The sequence below is a fragment of the Colwellia sp. BRX8-7 genome, from assembly GCF_014077275.1.
Classification (GTDB): Bacteria; Pseudomonadota; Gammaproteobacteria; order Enterobacterales; family Alteromonadaceae; genus Colwellia_A.
In genome coordinates this window covers 158,391-173,326 of record NZ_JACGVP010000009.1, presented here as the reverse complement: position 1 = coordinate 173,326, position 14,936 = coordinate 158,391, and the positions used below count along the sequence as shown (strand labels likewise).

Genomic DNA, 14,936 nt, shown 5'->3' with positions numbered 1-14,936 from the left:
GAATAATAAAAATGTTGGCCATTCAAAAAAACCTTAGTAAATCTTTCTATATGCTATTGAGCCTACCTGCAACAGCGATGGGGTTTGCTTTATCAGTACAGATATCAGCGCTTAGCTGGATATTAACTACTCAATACGGTCTTGATATTCATCAGGTTGGCTTAGTGTGGGCCGCAGGACCGATTGCGGGGATTTTAGGACAAGTTATAGTTGGTATTATTAGCGATAATGTTTGGTTTTGGAATGGCCGTCGCCGTCCGTTTATCCTCATCGGTGGTGTGTTAGCCGCTATGATGTTATTGGCTTTACCCAATATTGATATTGTTTCTTCATCACTTGGCATCTCAGGATTGCTCGGTGTAGCTATTGCTGTTGCGTTAACCTTAGATTTATCGATAAATATTAGTTTTAATCCAACACGCGCCATTATCGCGGATGTAACCCCTGAAGGTGATGCTCGCACTAAAGGCTATACCTGGATGCAAACGGTATCAGGCTCTTTTGGTGTATTGGCTTATGCGGTTGGTGCTACGTGGGGGAACTTTATACTTATTTATTTAGGCGCAGGATTAGTGTTTTTTCTATCAATATTAGCTCCTTTTTTTATTAGCGAACCCAAAGAATTATTAGTAAGTCAACGCGATGTTGTTCAAGAGAAAGTCTCGTTTAAAATGGTGTTGATGAACATAAAACCTTTGTGGGGCTTCATTATTTACGATATTTATGCGATGGCTTTACAAATATCAGGTATAAAAACCGATCATTACTGGGCTGAAGTTATTGCGGCAATCATTACCTTGTATTTTGTTGTTATTACTTTATTTGCTAAAGAGAGTCGCAGTGATAATAGCATTGGTTTTAGAAAAGTATTAGCCGCTCATTCCTTCAGTTGGGTTGGCGTACAAACGATGTTTGTTTTTATTATTGCTTTTCTTCAAGACAAAATGCCAAGTTTGTCAGACGATGATTTAGGCAAAGTTATCGCGATGAGTTTTCTCATTTTAAGTGCAGTGTCTGCTTTATTACCGGCATTTGTGCTTGAACCGATAGCTAAAAAAATAGGACGAGTAAAAACCCATACCTATTGCATCGCCAGTATGGCCGTTGGCTATGGATTAGTCGTCATGTTTGGAGATGTAAAAGAAGTGCTTTACTTACTTATGGCGCTATTAGGAATTGGTTGGTCTGCTATTATTAGTTTACCGTTTGCCATTATGTCTGAAAAGGTTGAACAGTCTCGTATGGGCCTATATATGGGCCTATTCAACTTGTCTGTTGTATTACCGCAGTTGTTAGTTAGCTTAGCGATTGGTTTATTCATCAGTAAAGTTGCCGATAAAAGTGTAGTGTTTCAAATTAGTGCTATTGCACTCGCTATTTCAGCGTTGGCTTGGACGAAAGTACAGGAACATTCAAATGCTTAATTCAGACAAAGATAACCTTATAAAACGATAAGTATTAAAAGACTTATCGTTTTTTGTATCGATTTAATAACAGCAATTAAAGATTATTTTCGTTTATTTATTAGCCATCTATAGACAAGTACCCCCAATTTAAATTATAAAATGCGCAACGTTATATTTTAGGAATTAAGATGAAAATTTTTCAACCGTTAGCTTTATTATTTTTTTGCTCGGTAATGGCTTTTAATGTTCGAGCCGATATTAATGAAAATATCACCATTAACGACATTCATCAGCAAATGCAAAGTAAACAATTAACCAGCGAACAATTGGTGCAATTCTATTTAAAACGCATTGCTACATATGATGACAAAGGAATTACGCTAAATTCAGTGGTGCAATTAAATAAAAATGCCCTCAAGCAAGCTAAAGCACTTGACCTTTATTTCCTTAAAAGTGGCTTTAAAGGCAGCTTGCATGGTATTCCTATTCTGCTTAAAGACAATATAGATACTACTGATGGTATGGCAAACACAGCAGGCTCAACTGCTTTAGCCAATAATTTTCCAGATGATGATGCTTTTTTGGTTAAACAACTCAAAGAAGCTGGCGCGATTATCTTAGGAAAAACCAATCTAAGTGAATGGGCAAACTTTCGCTCAACCGCTTCATCAAGTGGTTGGAGCGGTTTATATGGACAAAGTAAAAACCCTTACGATATAACAACTAGTCCTTGTGGCTCTAGTTCAGGTTCTGGTATTGCTGCTGCGGCTCACTTCGCTACGGTAACAATAGGTACTGAAACTGATGGTTCAGTTACTTGTCCTGCGGCAATTAATGGGGTTGTTGGAATAAAACCAACCTTAGGCACCGTTAGTCGCGACGGTATTATCCCCATTGCGCATAGCCAAGATACAGCGGGCCCTATGGCGAGGAATGTAACCGATGCGGTTATTTTGTTAGCGGCAATGGTAAAAGCAGACCCAAGTGATCAAGATGTAATGTCTTCAACGATAGATTACCTCTCACATTTAAAGCTTGATGGTCTTAAAGGTAAGCGTATCGGTATTGCTCGAAATCTAATGGGTTATCATCAAGGGCTAGACAATGTTTTTAGTCAGGCAGTACAAGACCTTAAAAGCCAAGGTGCAGTGATCGTAGACGACGTTAATTTTGAAAACAAAGATCAGTGGGGCGATGCTGAATTTGAAGTGCTGCTTTATGAATTTAAAGACGAACTCAATAAGTATCTTTCAAAAACAGCACCCGGCATGCCAAAATCACTCAGTGAAATGATTGAATTCAATAAAATAAATGCTGATATTGAAATGAAATATTTTGGACAAGAAATATTTTTGATGGCACAAGCTAAAGGGGACATTACTGATAAAGTTTATCTTGATGCACTCGCAAAAGCGAAACGTTTAACACAACAAGCAGGCATTGATGCGTTACTTGAAAAGCACAATCTTGATATGATTATTGCCCCAACCACAGGGCCGGCTTGGAAAATTGATTGGGTTAATGGCGACCATTATTTAGGTGCTGCATCTTCTGCTGCGGCAATATCAGGTTACCCCCATATTACGATACCCATGGGCTATGTACATGGCTTACCTGTTGGCTTATCAATGTTTTCCGGCAAGTTACAAGAAGGTATCTTGATTGAAGCTGCTTTTGGTTATGAACAAGCGACTCAACATCGCGTTGCGCCAAAACTACAGTAATTATCTCTGGTAAATTAATAACAACTAGATGAAGTAAATAATGCACATGCACGGTCTATAGTTTTAGTACAAAAATTTACTTCATCTAAGAGTTTATAAAAATTATGGTTAATAACAAAAAATATATACCGGTCATTGTCACTTTGCTTTTCTCTATGCTTTTTATTAACAGCGCTTTTGCCAAGCAGACTTCAATAAACGTTGGGCCTAAAGTGGGTGACAAAGCACCGGCTTTAACGGTAACAGATGCAACAAAATCAGTGGTTAACATTGCGGACCTAACCGCTGAAAAAGGATTGATCATCTTATTTTTTCGTTCAGCTGACTGGTGTCCCTTTTGTAAACGCCACTTAATTGAATTCAATGAATATGCTGATAAATTTAAAGCGTTAGGTTACGGTGTTGCCGCTATTTCTTATGACAGTACTGACATCTTAAATGGTTTCTCTAAAGCGCATCAATTAACCTATCCTTTGTTGTCAGATCAAGCGGCGGCGACGGTAAAAGCCTATGGTATTCTTAATAAAGATTACCAAATGGGCGATAATAATTATGGCATTCCTTATCCTGGTGTTGTGATTATTAACCCCGCAGGGACTATCTTTCATAAATACTTTTTTGAAGGTTATCGCAAGCGTGTAAATTTTGTCGATTTATACCAGCAGTTAAGTACCATCAAATAAGCGATAGATTTTCATAGTATTAAGCCTCTACTTTTTAAAATTTAAGGAATAGAGGCTAAACAATAATAAATAGATAATAATTGAAAAAAATGTTTACTTTCACGTTTAAGCTGTTTATAGTTGCTTTGTTAATTATCCCCCTCTCGTTTATTTAACCTATTATCCCTTGTTATTAGTACTTGTGATAATCAATGTTATGTCTTTCCCTTTCACAGTCAGTCATCACTCAAATTACTAAGCCTAAATTGTTGTCTGAGGTTATCAAGATACATTATTTCTTGATCAGATATTTATAAATATCTAAACGTTTTCACACAGTAATATGGCTTTTATTATTAATGCGCAGCAGCGCAAATTAAAGAGTTTTATTATGTCTTATACATATAAAGGAATGATTTATTCAATTAAATCACCTATTAATTTCATTTCAGTTAACAAACATAATGTTGTTGTTAACGATCAAAATGGTACTAAGTTAATCAAGTTTGGTAATAATACAGATTCTAAATGTTTTTTAGAATGGATATACCAAGCTTAATAACAAGATAAACCCTCAATTCAACACAATCAGTTGAGGGAATGATTTAAGTCGAATCTTAGCGGTATAACCACTAAGCTTCGACTAAATCGCTACTTTTACTTCACTTCAATTATTCACTCCCCTAATTTATCCGATTTGGCCAATCTAGCTACAAGATTTTTTGCAATTCCTTTCAATATTTATTAAATTATATTTATCTACAATATCAATAAATGATTAAGTTATCCTATGTTACGATTTTGATGCTAGGGTGTTTTACTTAGCTATTCTCTAGCCGATGGCTCCGTTAATTGATATTAATAAAGATTAAGTTAACGAATTAAGATAAAGGAACAGCATAAATGAACAGTGTTAAGCATGATGGTCTCGACTTTATCCCTTCAAAGGTTGTCTGCATTGGCCGAAATTATGTCGAGCATATTGAAGAGCTAAACAATGAAATTCCTGCAGAGCCGGTAGTTTTTATTAAGCCTAACTCCGCCATTTCTAATGAGATAGAAAGTCATCAATTTGATGAAATACACTATGAAGGTGAGATCAGTTTTATTATTAAGAACAATAAAATCTCTGGTATAGGCTTTGGCTTAGATCTGACAAAAAGAAAGCTTCAAAATGTGCTTAAATCAAAAGGTCTACCTTGGGAGCGAGCTAAAGCTTTTGATAAATCGGCCGTATTTAGCAACTTTGTTAACTGTGATGGCGATTATAAAAGTTATAAGATGGAGTTATTTATAGATAACCTTCTTATACAATTCGCTAATTACCCACTGATGATTAACAAACCTGAAATGTTAATCACTGATATACAAAGTTTCTTAACCCTTGAAGATGGAGATATTATTATGACTGGCACGCCTAAAGGTGTGGGCATTATCAATTCAGGTCAGTTATTTAGCGCTAAAATATATAAAAATAAAGAAATTGTTATTGAACAATCTTGGCTTGTTCAATAACTTTATAGCCGCTAGATAAGAAAGGCCATTAAACTTAGCGTGTCAGTATTATTACCTGTTTTATAACCTTAGTTAAAATTAAGTAAAATGCATGTTTTATGAAGTTAATTTAGCAAAAATATTCGAGATAATGACTATGGTTAACTTAATCTTATCAGTTATTTAAGTGACAAGCACCAGTAATACACTTAAAGACTATATGCCTTTGTCGAGGGGGGCATAGGCTAAATACAAGCGTGTTATAGCTCTAATTGATAAATTCAGCCTTTATGTGATAAAAATATTATTAGTGCTTTATTTTTTTGTCAAATTTGTAACCTTTATCTTGTGTGTAACATTTAAAATAGTATCGAGAGTTAACGGGGAATCCCTTTGATCGCGTTAATCTAATCATTTCCCTATAACTGAAGACTTTATGAACAATGAACCACTAAAAAAACCTTATTCAGACTTACGCCTTTCTGCTATGGCGCCTAATACATTGTTGGGAACACTGCTTAAAATTACCGGACCTTTTTGGGATAAGTTATTAGGGATAAGTAAACTGCGCAGGGTTTATGAGTCTTGTGAGTTATCTGGATTAAACAAACAAGAATTTTCACAAAAATTACTCGATGGTTTAGGTGTTCAGGTTTCTGGTGTTAATGGTGTTTTGGCAAAAATACCGCAACTTGGCCGTTGTATTATTGTCTGTAACCATCCTTATGGCATGATTGAAGGGGTTATTATTGCGTATTTATTAACCGAGGTTCGTGCTGATACTAAGGTCATGGCAAACGTCGGCTTAACAATATTTAAAGAAATTAAAGATTACTTTATCTTTGCTAATCCATTAAAGCCTAAAGCTTTGATCAATGGCTTGGCAATAAAACAATGTTTTCGACATCTCGAAAAAGATGGCTTGTTGGTCATATTTCCTGCAGGGCGTGTTTCTTTTTTTCAAGCGGATAAACAACGAATTGCCGATGCTGATTGGAATCGACTCGCAATTAAGCTTGCCACAAAAACCGACTCGCCTATCTTACCTGTTTTTATATCAGGTGCTAATAGCAAACTTTTTCATAATATGGGGAGAGTTTATTATCGTTTTCGACTACTAATGTTAGCGCATGAAATGTTTAAATTACAAGCACATAACATCGCTTTAAAAACCAATAATCTGCTCACCATAAAGCAACTTAATGAATTTAATGGTACTAAAAGAATGAATGATTTTGTCCGCTTACAATGCTATTTAAACGATGATAACTATTTTAGCCCTTGGCTTGAGCATGAGCAAAGAACATCATTTGAAGCGGTTATTCCTATGGTGGATAAAAAAGTAATGAAAAAAGAGCTTGCTCAACTGCCTGAAATACAACACTTATTAGATTTTAAATCATTCTCTGTCTATTATGGTTATCAACAACAAATTCCACATTGTGTAGAAGAAATTACTCGATTACGGGAAATAACGTTTAGAACTTTAGATGAAGGGAGTGGTGAAGCGTGCGATACCGATAAATTTGATGCAACGTACATGCATTTATTTATTTTTGATCATAAAAATGAAGAGATTATTGGTGCCTATCGAATAGGACAGACCGACCTTTTACAAAAAAATGGCGATGTATCAAAACTTTATCTTGCGCAAATGTTTGATTTTGCGCCTGAGTTTATTAATCAACAACAACCTTGTTTAGAAATGGGCCGCTCATTTATCATTGCTGCGCACCAAAACAGTTTTCATGGCTTACTGTTATTATGGAAAGGCATTGGCGCTTTTGTCTGTCAAAACCCACATTACCGAACATTGTATGGCACGGTATCATTAAGCAAACTATATGATCCTCGCTCAGTTGCCTTAATTGATGAAATTATGGTGACAGATAAAGAGGGCGTTAGCGCTAAAAAATCCTTTGCCGGGCAACTTCATCCAGAAGTAAAAGATTTTATTAGCGCAGCACCTGTCTCTTTAAATCAGTTGTCGGCATTAGTGATGGGCATCGAAGAAGACGGTAAAGATGTTCCGGTATTATTGAAACAATATTATAAGTTAGGGGCTAAATTTCATTGCACGGGCATAGATGTTAATTTCAATGACACGCCAGGCTTGTTGCTCAGTGTTAATTTACCAGCAGCACCTGACAAGCTATTAAAACTTTATTTAGGTTCATCTAAAACCGCGTATATAAATTATGATAAAAGTGATGAGTTAAGTGCCATTTGAGAATAATAAATATTAAGCGAATTCAATGCTCTCTTCTTTTGGAGACAAAACTGTGTGAGATTTTTGTACAACATTATCAAAGTACTCAAAACAAATTTCACTTTCTTTAGCGAGACAAGTTTTTATTGATAAGTGAGAGATACTGACTGTTCTCGCATCTTTTCTTTGCATATTAACCGCATATTTACCGTCTTTTTCTGTCGAAAAATGAAAGTCTTTGTGTTGCTTTGATAATAATTCTTTACCATTAACAGACTGTTCAAAGCGATATTTTCTCTTTTGGCGCACGTCAATAAAATCAAGACTTGATGATGTTATCGGTAAGTCAGCCTTACCATCAACGCTTACCTCAATCAGTTGCTTACCATTCCACTTTACGCAGTGAATTTTTGGTTTTTTAATCGATAAATCTTCAGGGAAAATGCACAGTTGAAAAGGTTGGAAAACCTTTAGGTCCATAGTTTCTAATTGCTCAATAACACTCGTTTGGTTTTGCAGTAAAGAAAGAATAAGTTGTCCACGACTGATCACGTTATTGTGATTATTAGCCGGTGCTTGATAATTATTTAATAAAGCGAGCGATAAGCCTTTTTTGCTGACAGCTATCCATGTACCCGCACCAACAGGGTCTACGGGATAAATGGCGCCACTTATTGGATAATATTTAGGGGGAATAGCTAATAAGCGAGAACGTTGTTCATCACGATTGAAAAATAACTCATAACCATTATCATTGAGTAAATACGTTAACGTGCACATTTAATTAATCACAGATAAAAGTTTATTTTTACTTTTAGCATCAGTAGATTGTTCATTACACTGTCTTAAAAAAGTTGCTGTAGCAGGCGCCAAGCCAAAATCTTGGGGTAATTCGGTTGCTTGTAGCGCATTTTTTTGAGCAAAAGTTATCTGAGCAATCATCGCATAGTGATGAGTAGCATGGCTACCGACAAAAACTAATTCTCTAGCAACAGAGGTTTGTAGTTTTTGTATATTTTTATTGGTTACCGATACTTCTGTCGCTAATGTTATCACTTGATTGAGCTTGTCTTCGGACATGCCTTGAATCCAATTAGCTATTTCATTTAATTTAGCGATAGCAAGTTCAGGAGATAACTCTATTTGGCCACCACGCATCCTAAGATCATAGTTAATCAACTTATTTTCAATACCTGACATTATCGCTAAATAATGATCAATAATATGCCGCATATGGGTGCCTGCAGAACTGATAAAGTTAGGTTGAACGATTTGTGTATAATTTTTTTTAGAGACAGTATTAAGATACAACTGACCTTGTTCAATAATTTCCAATTGACTGATGATCATTCTTTTTTAAATTTCCAATAGTAGAATTAATAAAATGAACTATTTAGACGTTCGACTCTTTAAGATAGCTTGTATAAGATCTTCTGGGACCTCTGGGCTCTGCTCTGCTTTAATAAACCCTGTTTGAGAAAGACGAATGGCATTTTTATAGCCCTCTAAGTAATCTCTGCATTCTGGGCACATACTTAAGTGTAGTTTAAATTTAAAGCTTTCAATGTAAGATAAATTACCGCCATGAAAATCATATAGAAAATTGTCAACCTCTTCGCAGGTCAACATACCTGGCATGTGCTGGGCTATTAATCGCTTAATCATTAACATATCAGTTTACCTTCCAATTTTTTTCTGCGTTCTTTATGTCTTCCTGTTCTAAAATAGTTTTTAAAAGTAACCTAGCTCGGTGTAATTGAGTTTTCACTGAAGCTTCAGATATTGCTAAAATTTCAGCCGTTTCTTTGGTACTTAGTTCTTGGATGTCTCTAAGCAGTAAAACGTTACAATATTTCTCAGGAAGTTGGTAAATAATATTATTAAGCGATAATTTTGCTTCACCTTTTTCAAATAGCATTTCAATATTATTATTTAGGTTATCGTTTAAGCTATGGCCTAAATTATCGGCAAATTGCGTACGCTCTCCATAGTCATTGTATTGCTGATAAAATGTTTCTATTGAGGTAGTGTTTTGCCTTTTTCTTTGTCGAAGCATCATTAGCGCTTCATTTACCGTAATACGGTGCAGCCAAGTCGACAGGTTTGAATTTTTTTTAAAAGAGGTGATATTGTTAAAAACTTGAATGAAGGCTTTTTGTAAACACTCTTGTGCATCGTCATCGGTGGAAAAAAAGCGCCATGCAAGGGTATACATTTTTGCGCTGTATTGACGTACTAATGCCTCGTAAGCGAAAGCATTATTATTGATCAGCCCCTCAACTAGTTCATCTTCTTTATCGATATCTTGGCTTAAAGTAGCGGAAGATTGTTTTTTCAAAAAAGTTGTAACCTTTTTAATTTTAGCGCATCAACTAACTAAGTTAACGAATAATTAATTGAAAATCACTATTTAATTTTAAGGCTGTTTTTTTAGTGTCATTAATGTTCACGATAATAGTAGCAGCCGTTACGGTACCTTGGGATGATGGCTGGTAAGCGATAACAGACCCAAGTGCACCTTTACCCATGAAAGAGTTATTGACCTCTAATAAATTAGTTATCGTAAAAGAAGTACTACAAAGCACGCTCATTATGATTATATAACGCTAAGCGGCAGTGTGGTGATGTTAAATAACGGTATTGCGTTTTCTATAACCTGTTACTATCCGTCTTATTTATTATGGGTGGACTTTAACTGATAATAGGTAATAGATAAAAAGTGTTAACAGGCTTAAAGCAAAATTGCTTACGGGCACTTGATTACAGCAATTGAGTTGAAATATAAGATACTCTACCTTGTCTCTATTGCGTAATATAAAGCATTGTTATTGAGTCATCATAAGTCCCTGCAACTTACTTTTGCATTTCATGGCTTGCATAAATTTTTTCTATTGAGCCATTTTGTTTTAATTCTTTGATCACTTTATTTACCGCATCTTTTAGTGACTTGTCTTTAAAAGCCATATTCGAGTAGGTAAAGGGCCATAAATAATGTACGGTAAAATTGTTACGGGCTATGCTCGCTTCATCACTATAATATTTATTATTTAAATCATACCAAAATACGTTGATATCACCGACTCTAATCACATTTTCTCCAGAAAGCATCAGTTGAGTGGTCTCTTTAGGGTGGGCATGCTCTGAATATTTTGTATTTTCTTTTGCTATATTCTTAAATTGTTCACCAAGCAGCTCTGTAGCTCCTTGGTATGCGGCAATAGACTTTCCTTGCAAGTCACTTATATTATTAATAATTAACTGAGCTGACTTTTTCGAAACTGCTACATCTCTAAAGCGAAACACTGGCTCTGATAAGTAGGCTTTTACTTTTGAACTGGGAAAAATATTAGAAGCAACATCAATTGACTTACCATAGTTAATTTCATGTAAGATCCGGTTATTACTCATGGGGATGTATTGCACTTTATATTGTGGCAGCTTTTTGAATATTTCATCAATGATTTCAACAAATAAGCCTTGTGTGCCTTTTTCAATAAAATAAGGAGGAAAGTTACCTACACCCACTTTTATGACTTGCTGCGCCGTTGACACCGTTGAGAATAAAAGTAGATAGGTAAAAAGTAGGCCGCTTAATATTTTTGACATGAATATAACACCACAACTAATTGTTCATTGATTAAGAGTGTAGTTAAATAATAGTAAATAAGGTAATTTAAATCTGTTGATATTATTAATCTTTTATTAATAGATTACAGCAAGTTTTAGGCTTTTAGTTGGCGGTGAATCATAATCGCGTGCATCATACTAAGCCGCGTTTATTCTCTTAATCGCGGGATCTGCTACCGACATCATTCAGTGATTTCTTATCAACTAAAATAAACTCGCTATTTAGTCTGCCATTGCCCTATAAAGCTTAGCTATAACAGCGTAGGATAACACTACTTTAGATAAAAACTTAGGTTTGCACTTCAGGTGCACTAACATAAATAATTATGCAACTAACAGCAAAAGCATCACTTACTAACGCTTTACTTATTTCTATTTGCACACCGCACTTTAAAGGTGATGAAGCAACAGAATCACTTGCAGAGCTTGCGCGCTTAGTGACAACACTTGGCTTCAAAGTGGTTGGCACTCAATCTCAAAAGCAGAGTTCGACTAAGAAAGTTAATGTACTGGGCTTGGGGAAATTAGCTGAAATAGCTCACATTACGGGTAACCAGGGTGTCGTTGAAGGCTTAGATGACGCTGATGATTTACTCGATGAAACTGACATTTCTGCTGTGCCTTCAGATATCCCATCAGAAAACCTGCCTTTTGGTTGTGCAGATGTCGTGGTCTTCGATTGTGACTTAAGTCCATCTCAACTGCGTAACGTCGAAAATCAGTTAGGCGTAGAGGTGTTTGATCGCACCGGTATTATTATTGAAATATTTAGTCGTCATGCGCGTACTAAAACAGCAAAACTACAAGTTGAAATTGCTCGTCTTAATTATGTAGCACCACGACTTCGTGAAACATCATGTGGTGATAAAGAACGTCAGATGGGTAAAGGTGCAGGTGAAACAACGCTTGAACTTAACCGCCGAGCAGTACGCGACCAATTAGCCGACCTTAAACGCGAATTGGTCAGTGTTCAACATGAAATGAAAGGCCGACGTATTCAACGTTCTGAGCTTTTTTGTGTGGCATTGGTGGGATATACCAATGCGGGTAAATCATCAATGATGCGAGCGATTACCGGTAGTGATGTTGTTGGCGAAAACAAACTTTTTGCAACACTTGATACCACAGTTCGTGCACTATACCCAGCCACACAACCACGGATATTAGTGTCAGACACGGTTGGATTTATTAAAAAGTTGCCGCACGATTTGGTTGCCTCATTCCATTCAACCTTAGCCGAAGCTCATGATGCTTCGTTACTCTTATATGTGGTTGATGCTTCGGATGCTTCCTTTCGTTCACAACTCGATGTCGTGCACGAAGTGCTGGCAGAAGTCGGTGTTGAAGACAGTAAGAAATTACTGGTACTCAACAAATCTGATCAACTTAGTATTGAGCAACAACAAGCACTGATGGAAGAGTTTCCTGATGCTATGATCACCTCTACTCGAAATCCTCTTGATATCACTAAGCTGCATAAATATATTGTTAACGCAGCGCAGGACGATATGATTGAAGATGAGATTATTATTCCTTATACCGCTAAAGGTATCATAGGTGAAATTCGATCGAGCATGAGTGTTACCAAGGAAGACTATGAGTATAGTCACATTAAACTTACAGTACGCTCAAACGCGATTGATTTAGAGAGATTAAAAAAGCGCATGCAGAACTTATAAAGTGATGGCTGTGCTGTTCATTAATTTGAGCAATGTCTGTGGTGAACTCGGTGATTTATTGCTGAGTCATTAATGTTCTAGGATTATACACGGATAAATATTTAAAAATCTAAGGTTTCTCGAGTGAATCAGTATGGTGTTCGAAGGTTAATTCATTTAAGTTATATAAATTAATTCACTATTGGCTCTATACTGATTTTATTTTCAAGCCACTTTATCTGTGTGGCTTCATGGTCACGCTTAAAAGCATAGTTTTTAGTGGCTACTTCAACATTTACACCTGAAAGTATTGACTGATACGCTGTTAGCTCAAAAATCGCTAAATGCTCATTGATATTATTCGCTTTTTCTAGCCATTCTTTATTGAGTTTACCTAACAAGTATAAGTGCTGCTTTAATGCATGGGTAATACGATTTATCTGTTTAGTATTCTCGTTATCTAGGTCGTTAGCCTTTTGTAATAATTTATATATTCTAGGTAAGCGCCTAATTATTTTATAGTTTGCTTCATCTGCACTTATTTTTAATTCTTCGACAATTTTGGGCCAATAATTGAAATTTAAATAGGTCATTGCGCCACAAGCTGAACCAAGAGTGCCTATATGAACGGAACCTCCTGTGAGTACACGGCTACCAAACAACTTTCCATCCGCTTTATCATTAGTGATATTACCCACCCATAAATCACCTTCAACTGTAATGTGGCTATGAGAAATATATTGTGTAATGTTAATATCTTTTTTACAAAAAAAATCGACATACTGTGCAAACTGCGCGCTAATATCTCCATCTGCTTTGATCACTGTAGTGTTTTTTAACTCATTTTTGTCTGATATTTGTCGACCAATAATGCCCAGTGCAATCGATATATTGCCGCCTGCAGAAATTGAAGCGGTTTCAACTAACCCACCAATGACGATGTCTTCAGTTGCGGATAATTGCATACCTTCACAAACATTGCCTTGCACATAAATAGAGCCATCAAAACGAATGTTTCCGGTGCCGACATCTATATTTTCAATTTCCAGTAACTTATGCACAGCGACACTATTATCTAAATACTTGGGCATACCATCAATAGCAGCAACAAGAATGTTATTGTTTTCATCTAAAAAAGACGAACCTTCAGACTCCTCTAAAAAACATGTTTCACCTGATACTGCATCTATAGCCGTTCCTGTTACATCAAAGCCTTTAACACCATCGGTTGGTGGTATTAGCTTAGCTAATTTTTTACCTGCTTTTACATGAATTAAATTACCTAATTCACGCATATCTACATTGCCGTTTTCGAGCTTTTTAGGACACATAATGCGCTCTGCGGGGTTATCGACTAAATATTTTACGTAACCATCCTTTCCATTTTTGCTCATTTTACCTTTTGCTATTTCGGTAGATATACTTTTACCTCCTTGAAGTAACTGCCCCTCTTTTACAATATTGATGAGGTTTTCTTTAATGATACCCTTGGTTATATTATTTTCTTTTAATACATTAATAACATCAGTGTTTTCAATGGCTTTACCACCATAAGCTGCGGTGAATTCTAATGTAGCTGACATGTTTTCAGGCCCCAACGTGACCTTTAAATTCGCATCAACAGCATTTGCTATGATTGAACTTGTACCTGTCGTCGTTTCGGATTCATCACTCTCATCACTTTTAGCCATTTCTGCTAGTAGTAACTCCATCGCCCCGTCAATCAGTAAAAAAGTAGAATATGTAGATAATTTGAATGTTGCTTGTAGTTTTTTTAAGTTAGCTTTTGGCTGTCCTTTAACAGGCGTGATAGTCATTAATAAATCTTTATCTTCGTTTTGAAGTGTTAATTTTATATCACACATATATTCTTCATTGATTTGTCTGCATTAATATCAACTTTTATCATTTAAATTGAGGTTAATTGCTAATAAATAAGGTGTTTACGGCTACTGCTGTAATATTGTTTATCATTTGAATACTAATAAATTCAGCCTGTTCACTGAATTGACAAAATTAAAGTTTATCGACTCGTTTTAATCTTTTAATGCGTGTTTTTTAGTCTGCTGTCACTGTACACCTAACTAACCATACGTTGATAGGTTTTATTATGTTTTATAAATATTTACATAGATTTTCTAGGAAGAGCAACTACT

13 protein-coding genes are annotated in these 14,936 nt (G+C 35.8%); 6 read left to right on the top strand and 7 right to left on the bottom strand.

Annotated features, from left to right (window positions below):
- Positions 1-11: 11 nt before the first annotated feature.
- The 5 genes from H4J57_RS10885 (at position 12) to H4J57_RS10865 (ending at position 7,516) form a co-directional block, all read left to right on the top strand.
- Positions 12-1,424: an MFS transporter gene (locus H4J57_RS10885; protein WP_182242861.1), complete on the top strand. Its 1,413-nt coding sequence runs from the start codon at positions 12-14 to the stop codon at positions 1,422-1,424.
- A 170-nt stretch (positions 1,425-1,594) separates the two neighbouring features.
- On the top strand, positions 1,595-3,130 hold the full coding sequence (locus H4J57_RS10880; protein WP_220470299.1) for an amidase: 1,536 nt from the start codon (positions 1,595-1,597) through the stop codon (positions 3,128-3,130).
- 104 nt (positions 3,131-3,234) lie between these two features.
- Entirely contained in the window at positions 3,235-3,813 is a 579-nt protein-coding gene (locus H4J57_RS10875; RefSeq protein ID WP_259366845.1) for a peroxiredoxin family protein, read from the top strand.
- 882 nt (positions 3,814-4,695) lie between these two features.
- Positions 4,696-5,307, top strand: coding sequence for a fumarylacetoacetate hydrolase family protein (locus H4J57_RS10870; protein ID WP_182242859.1), 612 nt, complete (start codon positions 4,696-4,698; stop codon positions 5,305-5,307).
- A 415-nt stretch (positions 5,308-5,722) separates the two neighbouring features.
- A complete protein-coding gene (locus H4J57_RS10865; protein ID WP_182242857.1) occupies positions 5,723-7,516 on the top strand; it encodes a lysophospholipid acyltransferase family protein in 1,794 nt (597 codons plus the stop codon).
- Between the two features lie 12 nt (positions 7,517-7,528).
- On the opposite strand, the gene H4J57_RS10860 is transcribed toward H4J57_RS10865, so the two are convergent.
- From H4J57_RS10860 to H4J57_RS10835, 6 genes are all read right to left on the bottom strand, one after another.
- Positions 7,529-8,275 carry an NRDE family protein gene (locus H4J57_RS10860; RefSeq protein ID WP_182242854.1) on the bottom strand — a complete coding sequence of 249 codons (747 nt, stop codon included), beginning with the start codon at positions 8,273-8,275 and terminating at the stop codon, positions 7,529-7,531.
- Positions 8,276-8,845, bottom strand: coding sequence for a hypothetical protein (locus H4J57_RS10855; protein WP_182230812.1), 570 nt, complete (start codon positions 8,843-8,845; stop codon positions 8,276-8,278).
- Between the two features lie 39 nt (positions 8,846-8,884).
- A complete protein-coding gene (locus tag H4J57_RS10850; protein WP_070374390.1) occupies positions 8,885-9,166 on the bottom strand; it encodes an anti-sigma factor in 282 nt (93 codons plus the stop codon).
- Position 9,167: 1 nt separating this feature from the next.
- Positions 9,168-9,833 carry a sigma-70 family RNA polymerase sigma factor gene (locus H4J57_RS10845; protein WP_182230813.1) on the bottom strand — a complete coding sequence of 222 codons (666 nt, stop codon included), beginning with the start codon at positions 9,831-9,833 and terminating at the stop codon, positions 9,168-9,170.
- A gap of 43 nt (positions 9,834-9,876) precedes the next feature.
- Complete coding sequence (locus H4J57_RS10840; RefSeq protein ID WP_157470823.1) at positions 9,877-10,023, bottom strand: hypothetical protein; 147 nt, start codon at positions 10,021-10,023, stop codon at positions 9,877-9,879.
- Between the two features lie 325 nt (positions 10,024-10,348).
- Complete coding sequence (locus H4J57_RS10835; RefSeq protein WP_182222330.1) at positions 10,349-11,101, bottom strand: ABC transporter substrate-binding protein; 753 nt, start codon at positions 11,099-11,101, stop codon at positions 10,349-10,351.
- A gap of 347 nt (positions 11,102-11,448) precedes the next feature.
- On the opposite strand from H4J57_RS10835, the gene hflX reads away from it, so the two are divergent.
- Entirely contained in the window at positions 11,449-12,801 is a 1,353-nt protein-coding gene (gene hflX, locus H4J57_RS10830; RefSeq protein WP_182222329.1) for a GTPase HflX, read from the top strand.
- 170 nt (positions 12,802-12,971) lie between these two features.
- On the opposite strand, the gene H4J57_RS10825 is transcribed toward hflX, so the two are convergent.
- Complete coding sequence (locus H4J57_RS10825; protein ID WP_182242852.1) at positions 12,972-14,645, bottom strand: DUF342 domain-containing protein; 1,674 nt, start codon at positions 14,643-14,645, stop codon at positions 12,972-12,974.
- Positions 14,646-14,936 lie beyond the last annotated feature (291 nt).